General features: G+C 65.4%; 16 protein-coding genes. 11 read left to right on the forward strand and 5 right to left on the reverse strand.

Going from position 1 to position 19,375, the window contains the following annotated elements; all coding sequences use genetic code 11:
• Positions 1-6: 6 nt before the first annotated feature.
• Complete coding sequence (locus PVV74_RS14650; protein ID WP_274593717.1) at positions 7-1,788, reverse strand: SLC13 family permease; 1,782 nt, start codon at positions 1,786-1,788, stop codon at positions 7-9.
• A gap of 155 nt (positions 1,789-1,943) precedes the next feature.
• Positions 1,944-2,375 (reverse strand): large conductance mechanosensitive channel protein MscL, encoded by a 432-nt coding sequence (gene mscL / locus PVV74_RS14655; protein ID WP_103763514.1) that lies wholly within the window; start codon positions 2,373-2,375, stop codon positions 1,944-1,946.
• 175 nt (positions 2,376-2,550) lie between these two features.
• Between mscL and PVV74_RS14660 the strand changes: the two genes are divergently transcribed.
• On the forward strand, positions 2,551-4,608 hold the full coding sequence (locus tag PVV74_RS14660; protein ID WP_274593718.1) for a hydantoinase/oxoprolinase family protein: 2,058 nt from the start codon (positions 2,551-2,553) through the stop codon (positions 4,606-4,608).
• Complete coding sequence (locus PVV74_RS14665; RefSeq protein ID WP_274593719.1) at positions 4,605-6,338, forward strand: hydantoinase B/oxoprolinase family protein; 1,734 nt, start codon at positions 4,605-4,607, stop codon at positions 6,336-6,338. Before PVV74_RS14660 ends, PVV74_RS14665 begins: the two co-directional genes overlap by 4 nt.
• 185 nt (positions 6,339-6,523) lie before the next feature.
• Here the strand turns inward: PVV74_RS14665 and glmM are convergent, their stop codons facing one another.
• The gene (gene glmM, locus PVV74_RS14670) at positions 6,524-7,867 is read right to left on the reverse strand and encodes a phosphoglucosamine mutase (RefSeq protein WP_103763511.1); all 1,344 of its coding nucleotides are present in this window, start codon (positions 7,865-7,867) and stop codon (positions 6,524-6,526) included.
• 207 nt (positions 7,868-8,074) lie between these two features.
• On the opposite strand from glmM, the gene PVV74_RS14675 reads away from it, so the two are divergent.
• Complete coding sequence (locus PVV74_RS14675) at positions 8,075-9,421, forward strand: UDP-glucose dehydrogenase family protein (RefSeq protein WP_103763510.1); 1,347 nt, start codon at positions 8,075-8,077, stop codon at positions 9,419-9,421.
• A 1-nt stretch (position 9,422) separates the two neighbouring features.
• On the opposite strand, the gene PVV74_RS14680 is transcribed toward PVV74_RS14675, so the two are convergent.
• Together PVV74_RS14680 and PVV74_RS14685 are read right to left on the reverse strand one after the other, a co-directional pair.
• On the reverse strand, positions 9,423-10,577 hold the full coding sequence (locus PVV74_RS14680) for an amidohydrolase (protein WP_338020426.1): 1,155 nt from the start codon (positions 10,575-10,577) through the stop codon (positions 9,423-9,425).
• Positions 10,574-11,809: a glycerate kinase type-2 family protein gene (locus PVV74_RS14685; RefSeq protein WP_274593720.1), complete on the reverse strand. Its 1,236-nt coding sequence runs from the start codon at positions 11,807-11,809 to the stop codon at positions 10,574-10,576. Before PVV74_RS14685 ends, PVV74_RS14680 begins: the two co-directional genes overlap by 4 nt.
• 107 nt (positions 11,810-11,916) lie before the next feature.
• On the opposite strand from PVV74_RS14685, the gene crcB reads away from it, so the two are divergent.
• The 8 genes from crcB (at position 11,917) to PVV74_RS14725 (ending at position 19,365) form a co-directional block, all read left to right on the forward strand.
• Positions 11,917-12,294: a fluoride efflux transporter CrcB gene (gene crcB / locus PVV74_RS14690; RefSeq protein WP_103763508.1), complete on the forward strand. Its 378-nt coding sequence runs from the start codon at positions 11,917-11,919 to the stop codon at positions 12,292-12,294.
• Entirely contained in the window at positions 12,291-13,346 is a 1,056-nt protein-coding gene (locus PVV74_RS14695) for an RluA family pseudouridine synthase (protein ID WP_274593721.1), read from the forward strand. Before crcB ends, PVV74_RS14695 begins: the two co-directional genes overlap by 4 nt.
• Positions 13,343-14,023, forward strand: coding sequence for an HAD-IA family hydrolase (locus tag PVV74_RS14700; RefSeq protein WP_274593722.1), 681 nt, complete (start codon positions 13,343-13,345; stop codon positions 14,021-14,023). Before PVV74_RS14695 ends, PVV74_RS14700 begins: the two co-directional genes overlap by 4 nt.
• Positions 14,020-14,733: an ATP12 family chaperone protein gene (locus PVV74_RS14705; RefSeq protein WP_274593723.1), complete on the forward strand. Its 714-nt coding sequence runs from the start codon at positions 14,020-14,022 to the stop codon at positions 14,731-14,733. Before PVV74_RS14700 ends, PVV74_RS14705 begins: the two co-directional genes overlap by 4 nt.
• A gap of 205 nt (positions 14,734-14,938) precedes the next feature.
• A complete protein-coding gene (locus PVV74_RS14710) occupies positions 14,939-15,958 on the forward strand; it encodes an amino acid ABC transporter substrate-binding protein (RefSeq protein WP_103763504.1) in 1,020 nt (339 codons plus the stop codon).
• Positions 15,959-16,074: 116 nt separating this feature from the next.
• The gene (locus PVV74_RS14715) at positions 16,075-17,289 is read left to right on the forward strand and encodes an amino acid ABC transporter permease (RefSeq protein WP_274593724.1); all 1,215 of its coding nucleotides are present in this window, start codon (positions 16,075-16,077) and stop codon (positions 17,287-17,289) included.
• 1 nt (position 17,290) lies between these two features.
• Positions 17,291-18,583: an amino acid ABC transporter permease gene (locus PVV74_RS14720; RefSeq protein ID WP_103763502.1), complete on the forward strand. Its 1,293-nt coding sequence runs from the start codon at positions 17,291-17,293 to the stop codon at positions 18,581-18,583.
• A 14-nt stretch (positions 18,584-18,597) separates the two neighbouring features.
• Positions 18,598-19,365, forward strand: a complete 768-nt coding sequence (locus PVV74_RS14725) for an amino acid ABC transporter ATP-binding protein (protein ID WP_103763501.1) — start codon at positions 18,598-18,600, stop codon at positions 19,363-19,365.
• Positions 19,366-19,375 lie beyond the last annotated feature (10 nt).

The raw sequence follows: 19,375 nt of genomic DNA on the forward strand, positions 1-19,375 counted from the left end.
CCTGCTTCAGAGTGGGAAGAAAATGCTGATCGCGAAACTGGCCGTCAGGCCGACGATGATGTTCATCGGCACGCCGACCTTGAGAAAATCGGTGAATCGATAATTGCCCGCGCCGTAGACCAGCGTGTTGGTCTGGTACCCGATGGGCGTGGCGAAGCTGGCGCTGGCGGAGAACATGACGGCGACGACAAAGGCCCGGGGATCGACTCCCAGCTGGCTGGCCAGTGCCACGACGATGGGTGTGAAGATCACGGCGACGGCGTTGTTGGTCACCACCTCGGTCAGGATCGAGCCGACCGCGTAGATCGCCAGCAGGGTCAGGAAGGGTGGCATGCCCTCGAGCCAGGGCGTGAGCGCGGCAACGAGCAGTTCCACCGCGCCGGTATGGTCCAGCCCGGCGCCGACGATCAGCATGGCGAAGATCAGCACGAGGATCGAGCCGTCGATGGAGGACCACGCCTCGTCACTGTCGATGCAGCGCAGCACGAGGATGGCGGCGACGCCCACGAGGGCGAGGATGCCGATGGGCATGACCTCGAACGCGGCGAGGCCGACGATGCCCAGGAGCGCCAGGATCGCAACCGGGGCCTGCTTGCGGCGGAAGGCGCGCCCGCCCGGTTCGCTGACCGAGACGACATCGCCGGACTTGCGCAGCTCCTCGAAGCCTTCGGAGGTGCCTTCGAGCAGCAGCTTGTCGGCGGGACGCAGGCGCACGCCGGACAGATCGGCGCCGGCGATGTGCCCGGCACGGAACGCGCCCAGCACGCGCATTCCCGCCCGGCGTCCTAGCGCGAGGTCGGCGATGCGGACCCCGGTGCTGCGGCGCGAGGGGGTGACGATGGCCTCGGCCACGCGGATTTCGGCCTCGGGGTCAAGTTCGACCGAGCGGCGCAGGCCGACGCGAAGGCCGGGCGTTTCCGAAAAGGTCAGGATCTCGGAGGTGGGGGCGAGCAGGATGACGGCATCGCCACGGGCGATGACCTGATCGGACAGGTCCCTGCGCACGATCTGGCTGCCCCGGCGCAGGCCGGTGACGCGGATGCTGTTGCGCTGGAAATCGGCGATCTCGGACAGGGGCATCCCGATCATGGGGGAGTCGGCCAGCACCGTGATCTCGGACAGAAAGGCGGTCTCGGAGGTCTCTGCCTCGTCCTTTGATCGGCGGTCGGGGAGCAGGAAGCGGCCTAGCAGCACCATCGCCGCACCGCCGACGATGGCGACGACAATGCCGACCGGGGCGATTTCGAAGATCGAGAACGGCTCCAGCCCGGCCTCTCGCGCGACGCCGTCGACCAGAAGGTTGGTCGAGGTGCCGATGAGCGTGCAGGTGCCGCCAAGTACGGCGGCATAGGAGAGCGGGATAAGCAGGCGCGTGGCGGCGATGTTGAGACTGCCTGCCAGGCGCATGACCACGGGGATCAGCACCAGCACGACCGGCGTGTTGTTGATGAAGGCCGAGGCGGCGATGGTGGCAAAGATGAAGATGCCGATGGCCAGAAGTGGACGGTCCTTGGCCCGACCGATCACAAGCCCGGCGATGGCATCCAGCACGCCGGTGCGCACCAGAGCGCCGGAGACCACGAACATCGCGGCAATGGTGATGGGCGCGGAGCTGGAAAAGACGTCCATCACCTCGTCCGTGGGCACGAGGCCGAGGATGATGAAGAGCGCGGCGGCGCCGGCGGCGGTCACTTCGGGCGGGTATTTTTCAAGCGTGAAGGCGACGAAGAGAAGCGCGAGGATGACAAGCGCGATGACAGGGGCGTTGGCCCCGATGATGTCGTACATTTCCGCAACCTGGAACGAGATACTCTGCGGCGGAGCATAGGCCTGTTCGGTGCGATGACCAGAGGGATTCGCGCAGCGAGCGGCAGGGTGCCGAGCTGCGACAGGCGAGCCCTTTTACAAGAGCCCGCCAGACGCTGTGTTGCGGTGGTGTGGCCTTAGCGGGCCTTCAGCGCGTCGCGGATTTCCACGAGCAGGTCGATCTCGTTGGGGCCGGGGGCCTCTTCGGGGGCTTCTTCCTTTTTCTTGAAGGCGGCGTCCTTCACCTTGTTCACGTAGCGCACCAGCATGAACACGACGAAGGCGATGATCAGGAAGTTGATCACGGCCATGACGAACGCGCCCCAGGCGAAGACGGCGGCACCGGCCTCGCGCGCGGCTTCCAGCGAGGCGCCTTCGGCCACGTCGCCGGAAAGGACGGTGTAGTTGTTGGTGAAGTCCAGCCCGCCGGTCACGAGCCCGATGATCGGATTGATGAGGTCGGCGACCATGGACGAGACGATGGCGGTGAAGGCCGCGCCGATGATGATGCCGACGGCCATATCCATGACATTGCCGCGGGCGATGAAGTCTTTGAATTCGCTTAGCATATCAGTGTCCTCTTTTCATGACGAGGCTGTTGCCGCCTCTGCCGGAATTTTCATTAGCACAGGTTATTTACAGAGTGTGACGATTTGTTTGGGGAAAGATGCGGGGTCTCTCCCCGAGATTGACTTTTACCGACCCCTCGCGGACGGTCGCTTTGGGTGCAGGCAAGGGACGACGATGACAAACCGGCAGAATGGCACGATCGTGGGGATCGACGTGGGCGGGACGTTCACCGACCTTGTGCAGCTTGATCCTGCCAGCGGCAAGGTGCGGTTGGCCAAGGTGCCGACCACGGTCGAGAACCAGGCCTTCGGCGTGATGGATGCCCTGGCGGCGGCCGAGGCCGAGCTGGCGGCGATCGACCTGATCGTGCATGGCACCACCACGACGACGAACGTGGTGCTGGAACGCAAGCTGAGCCGGACCGGGCTGATCACCACGCAAGGCTTTCGTGACGTGCTGGAACTGGGGCGGCGGACACGGCCGCAAGCCTATGGCATGACGGGGCAGTTCACGCCGATCATACCGCGCGACCTGAGGATCGAGGTGCCCGAGCGGGTGGATGCCGCTGGAGACGTCGTCGTGCCGCTGGACGAGGATGCGGTGCGGACGGCGGCGGAGCGTTTGCTGGCCGAAGGGTGCGAGGCGGTGGTGGTGCATTTCCTGCATGCCTATGCCAACCCGGCGCATGAGCTTCGCGCCGGGGAGATCATCGCCGAGGTTTGGCCCAACGGGCACATCACCCTGGGCCATGCGATCTTGCAGGAAAGCCGGGAATACGAACGCGGCGTGACGGCGGCGGTGAATGCCAGCGTGCAGCCGATCCTCGACCGCTACCTGAAGCGTTTGACCGACAGCCTGTCGGAGGGCGGATACGACCGCGACGTTCTGGTGATGAACGGGAATGGCGGAATGGTGTCGGCGCGGCTGGTGGCGCGGGAGGCGGCGAAGACGGTGATGTCGGGGCCGGCCTCGGGCGTGATGGCGGCGGCTTATACGGGTCGGCAGGCCGGGTTGGTGAACCTGATCACCTATGACATGGGCGGCACCTCGACCGACGTGGCGCTGATCCGGGGGGCGGAGCCGCCGGTGTCGAACGAGATCGAGATCGAGTACGCGATGCCGATCCACGTGCCGATGGTGGATGTGCGCACGGTAGGGGCCGGGGGCGGGTCCATCGCGAAGGTGAACTCCGCTGGATTGCTGGATGTGGGGCCGGAGAGTGCCGGGGCCGACCCGGGGCCAATCTGCTACGGGCGGGGCGGGACACGGCCGACGATCTCGGACGCGAACCTGATCCTGGGGCGGCTGGATGCGGCCAGGCTGGCCAAGTCCGGCGCGGTCGCGGCAGGCGACGTGGCGCAGGCTTTTGCTCGGGACCTGGCCGAGCCGCTGGGTCTGGACGTGACCGAGGCGGCGCTGGCGGTGATCCGGATGGCGAATACCAAGATGGCGGGGGCCATTCGCATGGTGTCGCTGTCGCTGGGGGCCGATCCGCGGGATTTTGCCCTGTTTGCCTTTGGCGGGGCGGGGCCGCTTCATGCTTGCGCGCTGGCGCGGGAGTTGGGCGTGCCGCGTGTGCTGGTGCCGGCCCGGCCGGGGATCACCAACGCGCTGGGCTGCGTGGTGGCCGACCTGCGGCATGACTTCGTGCAGACGGTGAACCGGCCCGTGCATGCGCTGGAGGCGGGCGAGTTGGCGGCGGTCTTCGCCGGGCAGGCGGCGGCGGGCAAGGCGATGCTGGACCGCGAGCGCGTGGCGATGACCGGGGTGCGGCATGTCTATAGCGTGGACATGCAGTTTGCCGGGCAGACGCACCTGTTGCGCGTGCCGCTGGAGCGGCCGGACGTGATGCCGGAGGAGCTTCAGTCGTTGTTCGAGGATGTCTATTTTGCGCGCTTCAAGGTGCGACTGCCCGAAATCCGGGCGCATGTGGTGAACGCGAATTGCTCTGTCATCGGAGAGCGGGCGCCGCTGGATTTGTCGGTGCTTGTCGATCCGGCGGGGCGGAAGGCGACGCTGGAAGAAGCCCGGCAGGGATCGCGGCGCGTGCGGTTCGAGGACGACTGGCACGAGACGCCGATCTATTGGCGCGATCACCTGCCTTTGGAATTCCGGCTGCAGGGGCCGGGCATCGTGGCGCAGATGGACACGACCGTGCTGATAGAGCCGGGCTGCGTGGCGGCGGGAGACGCGCATGGCAATATCCTGATCTCCGTGGGAGAGGCGCCATGACGATGGATCCGATCACGCTGTCGGTTATCCAGGCCGGGTTGCAGCAGGTCTGCGACGAGATGGACCTGGCGTTTTCACGGGCCGCGTTTTCGCCGGTGATCGCCGAGGCGAATGACCGTTCGGACGGGATATACGCCGCTGCCGATGGGGCGTTGATCGCGCAGGGGGCGGGTGGCCTGCCGGTGTTCGTCGGCACGATGCAATATTCCACGGCCACGCTGATCGATATGATCGGGGATGGGCGCGTGGGCGCGCCGGAGCCGGGGGATATCTATATCGTCAACGATCCCTATCTGGGGGGCACGCATTTGATGGACGTGCGCTTTGCGCGGCCTTTCTATCGCGGGGATCGCCTGTTCTGCTGGCTGTCGAATACGGGGCATTGGCCTGACACCGGCGGTGCGGTGCCCGGAGGCTTTTCCGCCAGTGCCACGGCGGTGGAGCAGGAAGGGCTGCGCCTGCCGCCGGTGAAGCTGTTCAAGCGGGGGCAGATGGATGCGGAGATCTACAGCATCATCTGTTCCAATATCCGCGTGGCCGATCAGCGGATCGGCGATGTGCGGGCGCAGGCCGCGGCTTTGGATCTGGGGGCCGAGCGGCTGGGCGCGCTGATGGATCGCTATGGCGATGAGGTGGTCGAGGCGGCGATTGACGAGTTGCGGGACCGCGCGGCGCAGCAGATGCGGCGGTTCATCGGGGAGATTCCGGCGGGGGCGTACGAGGCCGTTGCGTGGATCGACAGCGATGGCGTTGTGGATGAGCCGCTGGCGATAAGGCTGACCGTCACGCGCGAGGCCGAGCGGCTGGTGTTCGATTTCACCGGGTCGGCGCCGCCGTGCCTGGGGCCGATGAATTCGGTCCGAGCAACGACCCTGAGCTCGGTCTACCTGGCGATGCGGCATATCTTTCCCGACGTGCCGATCAGCGCGGGGGCGTTCGAGCCGCTGGAAGTGACGGGGATCGAGGGCACGTTCCTGGATGCGCAGTATCCGCGCCCGGTGTCGGGATGCGCCGCAGAAGTGAGCCAGCGGATCGCGGAGGCGGTGTTCGGCGCATTGGTTCAGGCGCTGCCCGAGCGGGTGACGGCGGCGCCGGCGGGAACAAGCGGAAACTTCGCGCTGGGCGGGCATGACCCGGCGAAAGGGCGGGATTTCGTGATGTATCAGCTGTCCGGCGGCGGTTATGGCGGCTGGGACGATGGTGACGGGATCACCAATGGCTGTTCGACCATCGGGATTTCCAAGGCGCCGCCGGTGGAGATCATGGAGCAGGCCTTTCCGGTGCTCTACCACCGCTATGCGCTGCGCGAAGGGTCAGGCGGGGCGGGCCGAATGCGTGGCGGGTTCGGCCTTGATTACGAGGTGGAACTGCGGCGCGGTCAGGCCAAGGCGAGCTTTGTCATGGATCACGGGCGGTTCGGGCCTCAGGGCGCGATGGGCGGCGGCGACGGTGCGCCGAACGAGGTGACGGTGTGGCGGGGCGACGTGCCCTATACGCCGGTGCATTTTTCGAAGGAGCAGGACATTCCGCTTGAGCCCGGCGACCGGGTGCGGGTGAAAACGCCGGGCGGTGGCGGGTACGGGGACCCGATGCAGCGGGAGCCGGCGCTGGTGGCCGCGGATGTGCGGCTGGGGCGGTACAGCGTCGAGGAGGCGGAGCGGCTCTTTGGCGTGGTCATCGAGGAGGGCGTGGTCGACAAAGTGGCGACGACGCAGCGGCGGTTGGGGTGAGGCTGGCCGCGCGATCGCCGGACCGCGGGATGGCGATCTGACAGATATTCAAGGAACTTTATCGCTGCCAGATCCGCGAAACCTCGCACTGGCGCGCCCACCTCCGCCAATCGCCAGCCCGTCCGGGCGGTCTGGCGATCGCGCGGCGGCGCTGCTTTGCAGCGCCTTTGTTCCGCGCGATGCGTTCAGACCGTCGCCTGTTTCACCGCACCCACGACATCCTCCAGGACGGTGTCCAAAAGGGCGGGATCGACGGCCTCGCCCATGACGCGGATCAGGGGTTCGGTGCCGGACTTGCGGATCAGAAGGCGGCCGTCGCTGCCCAGCTTCTTCTCGCCGTCGGCGATGGCCTGTTGCACCGCGTCGGCCTCGAGCGGGGTCTGGCCGGACTGGTAGCGGACATTGATCAGCTTTTGCGGGATGGGGGTGAAGACACGCGCCAGTTCGCTGGCCTTTTGGCCGGTTTCCACCATTGAGGCGAGGAACTGAAGCGCGCCGATCAGCCCGTCGCCGGTGGTGGCGTAATCCGTCATGACGATATGGCCGGACTGTTCGCCGCCCAGGTTGTGGCCGCTGGCGCGCATCTCTTCGACCACGTAGCGGTCGCCGACCTTGGTGCGCTTGAGCCCGATGCCCTTGGATTCAAGGTGCCGTTCCAGCCCAAGATTGGACATGACGGTGGCGACCAGCGCATCGCCCTTCAGCCGGCCTTCGGCGGCCCAGCGGGTGGCGATGAGGGCCATGATCTGGTCCCCGTCGGCGATATGCCCGGTTTCGTCGATCAGCACGACGCGGTCGGCGTCGCCGTCGAGGCAGATGCCGAGATCGGCGCGGGTTTCCAGAACCTTGCGCGCAGCGGCTTCGGGGTGGGTGGAGCCACATTCGAAATTGATGTTGGTGCCGTCGGGCTCGACCCCGAGAGAGATCACGTCGGCGCCCAGTTCCCACAGCACGGCGGGGGCGGTCTTGTAAGCCGCGCCGTTGGCGCAATCGACCACGATCCGCAGCCCTTCGAGCCGTCCGCGATAGGGGAAGGTGGTCTTGGCATACTCGACATAGCGGCCACGGGCGTCCTCGAACCGCTTGGCGCGGCCGATGTTTTCCGGCTTGGCAAGTCGTGCGCCGTCCTGCAGCAGTTTCTCGATCCCGGCTTCGGACTCATCCGACAGTTTGAAGCCATCGGGGCCGAAAAGCTTGATCCCGTTGTCGCTGGCCGGGTTGTGGCTGGCCGAGATCATCACGCCCACGTCAGCCCGAAGCGAGTGGGTCAGGTACCCCACGGCGGGTGTCGGCACAGGGCCGAGCAGGAAGACATCCATGCCGGTCGAGGCAAATCCGGCGGTCAGGGCGTATTCGATCATATAGCCCGACAGGCGCGTGTCCTTGCCGATCACCACGCGGTGTTCCTGGTTGTCGCGGCGGAAGTGACGGCCGGCGGCCGCGCCCAGCTTCAGCGCCAGTTCGGCGGTCATGGGCCAAGTATTGGCCTCTCCGCGGACACCGTCGGTTCCGAACAGTTTGTCAGCCATGCACCCGCACCTTTAGCCCCGTGACGTTTTTGTGACCATTCTCATACAAGCGCGGCTGCGCCCTGTCCAATGGTGCGCGCGGGCATGAGCCATTTGTGGCATAGAACGCATAGCCCCGCCGGCCCGTCGCAGATGCGCGTTGACGGACGGCGAACCGCGACCGCATAAGAAGGGCGGGGGCGACAGGCAGATCAGGGGCGAAACCCGATGAAGATTGCGATGATTGGAACCGGCTATGTCGGGCTTGTGTCCGGGGTGTGCTTCTCGGATTTCGGGCATGACGTCGTGTGCGTCGACAAGGACGCCGCCAAGGTCGAGAAGCTGAACCATGGCGAGGTGCCGATCTACGAGCCGGGGCTGGACGTTCTGATGCAGAAGAACGTCGAGGCCGGGCGGCTGACGTTCACGCAGGACCTGCCACAGGCGCTGGACGGTGCGGAGGCCGTATTCATCGCGGTGGGCACGCCCACGCGGCGCGGCGACGGGCATGCCGATCTGACCTACGTGATGGCCGCAGCGCAGGAAGTGGCGAAGCTGGCCAACGACTATATCGTGATCGTCACCAAGTCGACGGTGCCCGTGGGCACGAACCGGCAGGTGAAACAGGCGGTGCGCAAGGCGAATCCGGATCTGGAGTTCGACGTCGCCTCGAACCCTGAATTCCTGCGTGAGGGTGCGGCGATCGAGGATTTCATGAAGCCCGACCGCGTGGTCGTGGGCGTGCAGTCGCAGCGCGCGGCGGAGGTGATGGAGGATATTTATCGCCCGCTTTACCTGCGCGAGTTCCCGATCCTGATCACGGATCTGGAAAGCGCGGAGATGATAAAGTACGCGGCGAACGCCTTTCTGGCGACCAAGATCACTTTCATCAACGAGATCGCCGCGCTGTGCGAGCGCACCGGCGCAGACGTGAAGCAGGTCAGCCGGGGCATGGGCCTGGATGGGCGGATCGGCAACAAGTTCCTGCATGCCGGGCCGGGCTATGGCGGCAGCTGCTTTCCCAAGGACACGCGGGCATTGGCCCGGACCGGGCAGGAATATGGCGTGCCGCTGCACATCACCGAGGCGGTGATTTCCGTAAACGAAGAGATGAAGCGGCGGATGATCGACAAGCTTCTGGACCTCTGCGAGGGCAGCTTCAACGGCAAGATCATCGCGGTGCTGGGGGCGACATTCAAACCCAACACGGATGACATGCGCGAGGCGCCGTCGCTGACCATCGTGCCGGCGTTGGTGGGCGGGGGGGCCAAGGTGCGCATCTGCGACCCGCAGGGCGAGCGGGAAGGGCATGAACGGCTACCGGGCGTGCAATGGTCCGAGAACCCTTACAAGGCGGTGGGCAATGCAGACCTGGTGGTGATCCTGACGGAATGGAACGAGTTCCGGGCGCTGGACCTGAAGCGGATCGCGCGGCGGATGAACGTCGCCCGGATGGCCGATCTGCGCAACATCTACTCGGTCAAGGACGCGAAACGCGCCGGGTTCATCGCCTATGACAGCGTCGGCCGCACCGCGTTCGAGCGCAGACCCGAAGCGGAAGAAGCGGCAGAGTAGGTCAGCCGGCCAGTTCGGCCCGTGCAACGGCAACCCAGAAAGCTGCGCCGTGGGCCAGCGCGTCATCGTTGAAGTCATAGTCCGCCGAATGCAGGGGGCGTGCGTGCGGCCCTTCGGTGCCGTTGCCCATCAGCACGAAACATCCCGGGCGTGTTGCGGCCATTTCGGCAAAATCCTCGGAGAAGAGTTTCGGCGGGCAGGCCGCATCCATCGGTGCGCCGATGGCCTGCGCGGCGGCGGTGGCCGTGGTGACGGGTTCGGGCGCGTTGATCGTGGGGCGGAAGATCGTGTCGTAGGTCACATGGCCGGTGACGTCATGGGCGGTGCAGATGCCGGCCACGATTCGGCGCATGGCGGCCTCGATTTGGGCGTTGACCTCGGGCGTGAGCGCCCGGGCGTCGCCGGTGAGGGTGGCGCGTCCGGGCAGGACGTTCCGCTTGCCGTCGGTTTCGAAGCCGGTGACCGATACGACACCGTTCTGTGCTGGGTCGAGCTTGCGCGAGACGATGGTTTGCAGCGCGCCGACGAGCTCGGCACCGATGGTGATGGCATCGGCGCCCATGTGGGGCAGGGCAGCGTGGCCGCCGCGCGCCTCGATGATGATCTCGAAAAGCGCTTCGCTGGCGGTGATCGGGCCCGTGCGGGTGGCGAACTGGCCCACGGGCATGCCAGGGATGTTGTGCATGCCGTAGACGGCCTCGACGTCAAAGCGGTCGAAAACACCTTCGGCGATCATGGCAGCGGCACCTTGACCGTGTTCTTCGTTCGGCTGGAAGAGGAAGACGATGCGCCCCGAGAGGTCGTCGGCTTCGGCCAGCGCCTTTGCCGCGCCAAGGGCCATTGTGGTGTGGCCGTCATGGCCGCAGGCGTGCATCTGGCCGGGAACCTCGGAACGGTAAGCGACGTCGGTCTGCTCGGTGATCGGCAGCGCGTCCATGTCGGCGCGGATGGCGATGGTGCGGGTGCCGTTGCCTTTCTGAAGGATGCCGACGACGCCGGACTGGCCGATGCCGGAGTGAACCTCCAGCCCGAAGCCGCGCAGCAGGTCGGCGACGCGGGCACTGGTGCGGGGCAGGTCGAAGCCCAGTTCCGGCATCCGGTGAAAGGCATGGCGCCATTCGGTCATTTGCGCCGAGAGGTCGGGCGGCAGCGTCACGGTTTTGGCAAGACGAGAATCGCGCGGAAGTCGTTGACGTTGGTGAGCGTGGGGCCGGTCACGACCTGATCGCCGATGCGCCCGAAGTAGCCGTGCGCGTCGTTGATGGCGAGCGCGTCGGCGGCGTCGGGGGCCTTGGAGAGTGTGTCGGGTGAGACGACCGCACCGGCGACCTCTGCCGCGCCGTCGACGCCGTCGGTGTCGCAGGCCAGCGCGTGGATGCCGGGCGCGCCATCGAGGGCGACGGCGAGAGCGAGACAATATTCCGCGTTAGGCCCGCCGATGCCGTTGCCGCGTCGGGTGACGGTAAGTTCGCCGCCCGAGAGCAGGAGGACGGGTTTGTCGCCCTGTGCCTTACGCGCGAGGTCGGCATGTTCGGCGGCGACGTCGCGGGCCTCGCCTTCGATTGCGTCGCCGAGGATTTGCACTTCGATCCCTTCCGCTTCCGCCATCTCGGCGGCGGCGGCGAGCGATTGCGAGGGCGCGGCGTAAATCACGTTTTCCACGGTCGACAGGCGCGGATCGTCGGGGGGCAGGGGATTTCCGCCCGCGCTCAGGTAGTCGGTAATGGAGGGCGACGGCGTGACGTTCCAGCGGTCCAAGGCTTCCAAGGCGCGAGCCGGGGTGCCGGTGTCGCCGACGGTTGGGCCGCTGGCGATGTCGCTCGGGTTGTCGCCGGGCACGTCGGAGATCAGAAGCGCGACCATTTTGGCGGGGTGGGCGGCGGCGGCGAGCTTGCCGCCCTTGACCGCCGAGATCTGCTTGCGGATGCCGTTGATGGCGCCGATGGGCGCGCCGGAGGCCAGCAGCGCGTCGGTCAGCGCCTGTTTCTCGTTGAGCGTGATCCCCTCGGCGGGCGCGCAGAGGAGCGCGGAGCCGCCGCCGGAGATGAGGGCCAGAACGGTGTCGCCTTCGCCGCAGGTTTCCAGCAGGGCCAGCATCCGGCGGGTGGCGTCGACCCCGGCCTGATCCGGGACGGGATGCGCGGCCTCGACAATCTCGATACCTTCGCAGGGACGGGCATAGCCGTAGCGGGTGATCACCAGCCCCTCGCAGGGACCATAGGCGGCCTCGACCGCCTCGGCCATGCGGGCGCTGGCCTTGCCGGCGCCGATCACCACGAGGCGCCCCTCGGGGCGGGGTGGAAGGTGCGCGGCGAGGCTTTGCATCGGGTCGGCCACTTCCACGGCACGGTCGAACAGGCGGCGCAGGAAGCTGTCGGGGTCTTGCATCGGGGGCTCCGGGTCTTTGGTTGACGCAGCGTAGCGTTGTTCACGGCGCATGCAAGCCAAGCCTGCCCAGCTTGACAAAACCGGGGGCAGAGGCGACAGACGCGGCCATGTGGATGACCTTTCTTCAGGTGGGCCTTGGCGGCGCCATGGGCTCGATGCTGCGCTTCGGTGTGGGGCAGGCGGTGGCGCGTCACGTCGCTGGCGGGTTCCCGCTGGGCGTGCTGCCGGTAAACGTCTTGGGGTCGTTCCTGATGGGGATGGTGGTGGTCTACACGTTCCACAAGGACATCACGCATTTGAACCCGTTCCTGATGGCCGGCGTGCTGGGCGGGTTCACGACCTTCTCGGCCTTTTCGCTGGAGGCGTTCACACTTTACGAGCGCGGCGCGGTGGGGACGGCGGCACTTTATGTGATCCTGTCGGTGGCGCTGTCGATCCTCGGACTGGCACTGGGCGTCTGGCTGGCGCGGGGGATCTGGGCATGAGCAGTGTGCAGACATTGACGGTGGAGGCCGGCGAGGGCGACCAGCGGCTGGATCGTTGGCTGCGGCGACGATTTCCGCATGTGGCGCAAGGCCGGATCGAGAAGATGTGCCGCAAGGGCGAGCTGCGCGTCGATGGCGGGCGGGTGAAGGCAAACACGCGTCTGAAAGAGGGCCAGCAGGTGCGCGTGCCGCCCCTGCCGGAGCCGGGCGAGGTGGAAAGCGTGCCGGTGGAGAAACAGAAGTCCAAGGTTTCGGACGCCGACGCGAAAATGATGCGGGACGCGGTGATCTATCGCGACGATCATATCATCGCGCTGAACAAGCCGCCGGGCCTGCCGGTGCAGGGGGGTAGCAAGCTGACCCGGCACGTGGACGGGCTGGCCGATGCGCTGCGGTTCGGAATGGATGAAGCGCCGCGGCTGGTGCACAGGCTGGACAAGGATACATCCGGTGTCCTGATCCTGGCGCGCACGCGGGCGATGGCAGCGGCGATGACCCAGGCGATCCGGCACCGCGAGACGCGCAAGATCTACTGGGCCGTGGTGGCCGGTGTGCCGACGCCGTATTTGGGCGAGGTCAAATACGGGCTGGTCAAGGCCGGGGGGCATGGATCGCGCGGCGAGGGCGAGAAGATGGTCTGCATCCATCCCGGCGAGGTGGACCACACCAAGGGCGCCAAGCGGGCGATCACGCAATACGCGACGCTCTACCGGGTGGCCAGCCGGGCCGCGTGGGTGGCGATGGAGCCCATCACAGGGCGCACGCATCAGTTGCGGGCGCATATGGCCGAGATCGGCCACCCCATCGTGGGCGATGGCAAATATGGCGGCTCGAGCCAGGAGAACCTTGGCGACGGCTGGGGGGCAAAGCTGGGCGGGATCATTTCGAACAAGCTGCACCTGCATGCGCGGACCATGGCGTTCGAGCATCCGGTGACGAAAAAGCCGGTGGTAATCGACGCGGAGCTGCCAGAGCACATGGCAAATACGTTCGAGACGCTGGGCTGGACGCCGGACCTGGCCGCCGAGGACCCGTTCGAGGCGCTGCGATGAGCGCGCTGCGGCTGGTGATCTTCGACGTGGACGGCACGCTGGTCGACAGCCAGGCGGATATCGTCGCGGCGATGAGCCATGCCTTTGCGAGGGCCGAGCGAGAGCCACCGACGCGCGAGGCGATCCTGTCGATTGTCGGGCTGTCGCTGGACCGGGCCATCGCGTTGCTGGCGCCGGACGTGGATGCTGGCACGCAAGGCCGCATGGTGGAGTGGTACAAGGAAGCCTACATTGCCTTGCGGGCCGAGATCGGTGCAGCGCAATCCTCGCCGCTTTATCCCGGGGCGCGGGAGGTGCTGGAGGCGCTTAACGCGCAACCCGAGACGCTGCTGGGCGTGGCGACGGGCAAGTCGCGCCGGGGGTTGGACAAGTTGCTGGAAGGGCATGGGCTCGAGCGGATGTTCATCACCCAGCAGGTCAGCGACCACCACCCGTCAAAACCGCATCCGTCGATGATTCGCGCGGCCCTGTCCGAGACCGGGCTGGAGCCGCACCAGGCGGTTATGATCGGCGACACCAGTTTCGACATGGAGATGGCCGCGGCGGCGGGCGTCGCGGGCATTGGCGTCGGCTGGGGCTATCACCCGCGCGAGTCGCTGGGCGCGGCGCGGCACGTGATCGAACGTTTCGAGGACCTGCCGCCCCTGTTGCAGCAAATATGGGAGGCCGCAGCATGAGCGAGTGGAAGGCCAAGCGGTTCTGGAAAGAGGCTACCGTCGTGGAGGAAGCGGGCGGGTTCTGCATCCGGCTGGATGGCCGGGCGGTCAAGACGCCGGCCAAGGCGGCGATGATCGTGCCGACGCGCCCACTGGCCGAGGCGATCGCGGTGGAGTGGGACGCGCAGGAGGACCTGATCCAACCGGGCACGATGCCGGTGACACGGTCGGCCAATGCGGCCATCGACAAGGTGCGGCACCAGCATGCCGAAGTGGCAGAGATGCTGGCCGGTTACGGCGATACGGACCTTCTGTGCTATCGCGCCGACAGCCCCGACAGCCTTGTGCGGCGCCAGGCCGAGGTGTGGGACCCGCTGCTGGACTGGGCGGAAACGCGGTACGGGGCGCGGCTGGTGCCGGTGGCGGGCGTGATGCACCGTCCGCAGGATGCCCGATCACTGGCGCTTTTTTCAGCAGAAGTGCACGCTATGGACAATTTTGCCCTCACTGCCTTTCACAATCTCGTGGGCTTGTCGGGCTCTCTGGTGATCGGGCTTGCCGCGCTTCAGGACGCCCGACCGGTAGAGGACCTGTGGGAGATTTCGCGCCTCGACGAGCGCTGGCAGGAAGAACAATGGGGCATTGACGAGGAAGCCCGCGCGGTCGAGGCCGTCAAACGCGCCGAATTCCTGCATGCCAAGCGCTTCCACGATCTGGCGCAACGCGGCTAGACCGGGTCTTGGACGATGGTTTCCCAAACGGAAACATCGGCCTGATACCATCGTTTTTCGTGACACGGGTCTTGACGTTCAGGAATGAATCCACTTACACTTATGCACACTGACGTGGGGGGACCCCCTTTCACAGTATCGCTCCGGTCCTGTTGGACCGACCAAACCGCCCTAGATCGGGCGGATACATCAGGAAGAGGTAAACATGAAAAAATCCGTATTTCTAGGCGCGCTGACAGTGGCCGGCCTTACGGCTGGCGCAGCTGCAGCCGCGACGCTTGACGACGTCAAGGCGCGCGGCACGCTGAACTGTGGCGTGACCACCGGGCTGGTCGGCTTTGCCGCCCCGGATTCCAACGGGAACTGGGATGGCTTTGACGTCGGCGTTTGCCGTGCTGTCGCCGCCGCCGTGCTGGGTGATCCGCAAGCCGTCGAATTCGTGCCCACCACCGGCAAGACGCGTTTCACCGCGCTGGCCTCGGGCGAGATCGACATGCTGGCACGGAACACCACCTGGACCTTTTCGCGCGATGTCGACCTGAAGTTCGAATTTGTCGGCGTCAACTATTACGACGGTCAGGGCTTCATGGTTCCCAAGGAACTGGGTGTTTCGTCGGCCAAGGATCTGGACGGCGCGACCGTCTGCATCCAGACTGGCACCACGACCGAGCTGAACCTGGCGGATTATTTCCGCAAGAACAGCATGAACTACGAGCCGGTTCCGATCGAAACCAACGCCGAAGCGCAGCAGCAGTATCTGGCTGGCGCATGTGACGTCTACACCACCGACGCCTCGGGCCTGGCCGCAACGCGCGCCGCATTCGAAGATCCGTCGGCGCACGTCCTGCTGCCCGAGATCGTCTCGAAAGAACCGCTGGGCCCGCTGGTCCGTCACGGTGACAACGAGTGGGGTGACGTGGTTCGCTGGACCCTCAACGCGCTGATCGCAGCCGAAGAGCTGGGTGTCACGAGCGCCAATATCGCCGACATGGCCTCGGCCGCCGGTGACAGCCCGGAGATCAACCGCCTGCTCGGCACCGAGGGCAACCTTGGCGAGATGCTCGGCCTCGAGGCCGACTGGGCCGTGAAGGCCATCTCGGCTGGCGGCAACTACGGTGAGCTCTTTGAAAAGAACATCGGTGAGACCACGCCGATCGGTCTGGCGCGCGGCCTGAACGCGCAGTGGACCGATGGTGGCCTGCTCTACTCGCCGCCGTTCCGCTAAGAGACAAAGTCGAAGGGCGCGGATCACTCCGCGCCCTTCGCGCATCTAAACCAAGGACAGGCCCACCCGCGCACAAGCGCACACAATAATCCGGGCCGCCAACGGGGACACTCCAGATGACAACATTGACCGACCCTCCACAGGAGTCGTTTCGACCGTCTATGCTGTTGAACGATACGCGCTATCGTTCCTACACATTCCAGTTCATCGCCCTGATCGTGCTGATCTCGATCATCGCCTACCTGGGCTATAACCTTGTGCTCAACCTGCGCGCCGCGGGTCTGAACATCAGCTACGAATTCCTGGGCGAGCCAGCGGGCTATGACATCAACCAGACGCTGGTGGAGTACACCAGCCGAAGCTCGCACCTGACCGCCGCCATCGTGGGCATTTTGAACACGCTTCTGGTAGCGTTCCTGGCCTGTGCCACGGCGACGATATTCGGCGTGATCGCTGGCGTGCTGCGCCTGTCGAACAACTGGCTGGTGCGCAAGCTGATGGCCGGCTACGTCGAGGCGTTCCGCAACGTGCCGGTGCTGATCTGGATCATTATCATCTTCACGATCATGACGGCCGTGTTGCCAGCGCCGAGCGCGTTTCGCGGCGACGATCCGGATGCGTCGATGATCTTGGGGTCGGTCGCCTTTACCAACCGCGGCGTCTATATACCCATGCCGATCTGGGGGCCGGGGTCGATGGTTGTCGTGGTGACGTTCCTGGCGTCGATCGTCGGAGTTTTCGCCTATCGCGCCTATGCCAAGAAACTGCTGTTCGATACGGGTAAGCTGTTGCCGATGGGATGGCCGTCGCTGGCGATCCTGTTCGTGCCGTCGATCCTGATGTTCTTCATCATGGGCCAGCCCATTTCGCTCGACTTCCCTGAGCTGGGTGGCTTCAACTTTCGCGGAGGGCTGCAGATCGGCGCACCGCTGATCGCGCTGTGGTTCGCGCTGTCGATCTATACCGGCGCCTTCATCGCCGAGAACGTGCGCGCCGGTATCCTGGCCGTCAGCAAGGGCCAGACCGAGGCGGCGGCAAGCCTGGGCTTGCGTCCGCGCCGGATCATGAACCTCGTGATCCTGCCGCAGGCGTTGCGGGTGATCATCCCGCCGCTGATCTCGCAGTACCTGAACATAACCAAGAACTCTTCGCTGGCGATTGCCGTGGGCTATGCCGACATCACCGCCACGCTGGGGGGCATCACGCTGAACCAGACGGGCCGCGCCATCGAATGCGTGTTGCTCTTGATGCTGTTCTACCTGCTGATATCGCTCGGGATCTCGGCGGTGATGAACGTCTACAACAACGCCGTGCGGCTGAAGGAGCGCTGAGATGTCTGACACACATGCAGAATCCGTCGCTTATGTCCGCGACACCATGCTACCGGAAACTCCACCTCCGGCGGCGGAAACCGGCGTCACCAAGTGGATGAAGCAGAACCTGTTCGCGACGATCCCCAACTCGGTTCTGACCGTGGCGGCAATCGTGGTGATCTACTTCCTGCTGGCCGCAACGCTGCCCTGGATCCTGAACGGGATCTGGAATGCAACGTCGATCCGGGAATGCCGCGAGATCCTGGAAGGTGCGACCGGGGGCTGTTTCGCGGTGCTGAGTGACCGGTGGAACCAGCTTTTGTTCGGGTTCAAGTATCCCAGCACGGAATACTGGCGCCCGGCGCTGGCCTTCCTGCTGCTGTTCGTGGCGGCGGCACCGGTGATGTTCTTCAAGTACCTGCCACGGCAGTTGCTGCTGTTCACCGGCGTTTACCCGTTCCTGGCATTCTGGCTGATCTGGGGCGGGTCCATTGTACCGCCGCTGTTGCTGCTGCTTGGGTTCGTCGCGGCCTATGTTGCGTTCAAGGCGCTGGAAAAGAGGGGCTTCGGCGTCGCGGCGCTGGGTGGCCTCGGGGTGCTTATCGTCGCGATCATCCTGGCCGGCAGCATCGGCAAGATCGAGGTGCTGCGGCTGGAGCAGGTGCAATCGCGCGACATGGGGGGCTTCATGCTCAACATGATCCTCGGCACGGTCTGCGTTTCGCTGTCGATCCCGATCGGCATCGCGCTGGCGCTGGGGCGGCAATCAGACATGCCGATCATCAAGTGGATCTGCGTGGTCTTCATCGAGTTCATCCGGGGCGTGCCGCTGATCACGCTGTTGTTCGTGGCGAACGTGGTGCTGGCCTATTTCCTGCCGCCGGGCACGACATTCGACCTGATCATCCGGGTGATCATCATGATCACGGCCTTCGCCTCGGCCTATATCGCCGAGGTGATCCGGGGCGGCCTCGCCGCCCTGCCGCGCGGGCAGTACGAGGCGGGCGACAGCCTTGGGCTGGACTATGCCCAGGCGATGCGGCTGATCATCCTGCCGCAGGCGCTGAAGATCTCGATCCCGGGCATCGTGAACGTGGCGGTGGGTCTGTTCAAGGACACCACGCTGGTCTCGGTCATCTCGATGTTCGATCTTGTCGGCATGATCCGGGGTCCGATCCTGGCCTCGACCGACTGGAACGGGGTCTACTGGGAGCTGTTCGGGTTTGCCGCGCTTCTGTTCTTCGTCGTCTGTTATGGCGTGTCTCAATATTCGCAGTGGCTTGAGCGCGAGCTCAACACTGATCACAGGTAAGGGGAGGGTTATCCATGGCGGAAACCGCTCAAATGCAGGTCTCGGACGAAATCGCGATCCGGATCGAGAACATGAACAAATGGTACGGCACGTTTCACGTGCTGCGTGACATCGACCTGTCGGTCCACCGGGGCGAGCGCATCGTCATCGCGGGCCCGTCCGGGTCGGGCAAGTCGACGCTGATCCGGTGCATCAACGCGCTGGAAGAGCACCAGAAGGGCCGGATCGAGGTGGACGGGACGGTGCTGTCCTCGGACATCAAGAACATCGACAAGATCCGGTCCGAGGTCGGGATGGTGTTCCAGCACTTCAACCTGTTCCCGCACCTGACGATCCTGGAAAATTGCACGCTGGCGCCGATCTGGGTGCGTAAGATCCCCAAGCGGCAGGCCGAGGAAACGGCGATGCATTTCCTTGAGAAGGTGAAGATCCCCGAACAGGCCGACAAGTATCCCGGGCAACTGTCGGGCGGTCAGCAGCAGCGGGTGGCCATCGCGCGGTCGCTGTGCATGAAGCCGCGGATCATGCTCTTTGACGAGCCCACGTCGGCGCTGGACCCCGAGATGATCAAGGAAGTTCTGGACACGATGGTCAGCCTTGCCGAGGAAGGCATGACGATGCTGTGCGTGACTCACGAGATGGGCTTTGCCCGGCAGGTGGCGAACCGGGTGATTTTCATGGACCAGGGCCAGATCGTGGAACAGAACGAACCCGAGGAGTTCTTCAACAACCCGAAAAGCGACCGGACGAAGCTGTTCCTCAGCCAGATCCTCGGGCACTGATCGGGGGCCT

Source organism: Roseovarius sp. SK2 (genome assembly GCF_028807495.1).
GTDB classification, from domain to species: domain Bacteria; phylum Pseudomonadota; class Alphaproteobacteria; order Rhodobacterales; family Rhodobacteraceae; genus Roseovarius; species Roseovarius confluentis.

Bases quoted from the DNA above. Each gene is read 5' to 3' on its own strand.
- glmM (WP_103763511.1), bottom strand. From the start codon at position 7,867: ATGGCTGACAAACTGTTCGGAACCGACGGTGTCCGCGGAGAGGCCAAT.
- PVV74_RS14695 (WP_274593721.1), top strand. From the start codon at position 12,291: ATGAGCAGTGTGCAGACATTGACGGTGGAGGCCGGCGAGGGCGACCAG.
- PVV74_RS14685 (WP_274593720.1), bottom strand. From the start codon at position 11,809: ATGCAAGACCCCGACAGCTTCCTGCGCCGCCTGTTCGACCGTGCCGTG.
- PVV74_RS14665 (WP_274593719.1), top strand. From the start codon at position 4,605: ATGACGATGGATCCGATCACGCTGTCGGTTATCCAGGCCGGGTTGCAG.
- PVV74_RS14660 (WP_274593718.1), top strand. From the start codon at position 2,551: ATGACAAACCGGCAGAATGGCACGATCGTGGGGATCGACGTGGGCGGG.
- PVV74_RS14675 (WP_103763510.1), top strand. From the start codon at position 8,075: ATGAAGATTGCGATGATTGGAACCGGCTATGTCGGGCTTGTGTCCGGG.
- PVV74_RS14700 (WP_274593722.1), top strand. From the start codon at position 13,343: ATGAGCGCGCTGCGGCTGGTGATCTTCGACGTGGACGGCACGCTGGTC.
- crcB (WP_103763508.1), top strand. From the start codon at position 11,917: ATGTGGATGACCTTTCTTCAGGTGGGCCTTGGCGGCGCCATGGGCTCG.
- mscL (WP_103763514.1), bottom strand. From the start codon at position 2,375: ATGCTAAGCGAATTCAAAGACTTCATCGCCCGCGGCAATGTCATGGAT.
- PVV74_RS14650 (WP_274593717.1), bottom strand. From the start codon at position 1,788: ATGTACGACATCATCGGGGCCAACGCCCCTGTCATCGCGCTTGTCATC.
- PVV74_RS14715 (WP_274593724.1), top strand. From the start codon at position 16,075: ATGACAACATTGACCGACCCTCCACAGGAGTCGTTTCGACCGTCTATG.
- PVV74_RS14720 (WP_103763502.1), top strand. From the start codon at position 17,291: ATGTCTGACACACATGCAGAATCCGTCGCTTATGTCCGCGACACCATG.
- PVV74_RS14710 (WP_103763504.1), top strand. From the start codon at position 14,939: ATGAAAAAATCCGTATTTCTAGGCGCGCTGACAGTGGCCGGCCTTACG.
- PVV74_RS14705 (WP_274593723.1), top strand. From the start codon at position 14,020: ATGAGCGAGTGGAAGGCCAAGCGGTTCTGGAAAGAGGCTACCGTCGTG.
- PVV74_RS14725 (WP_103763501.1), top strand. From the start codon at position 18,598: ATGGCGGAAACCGCTCAAATGCAGGTCTCGGACGAAATCGCGATCCGG.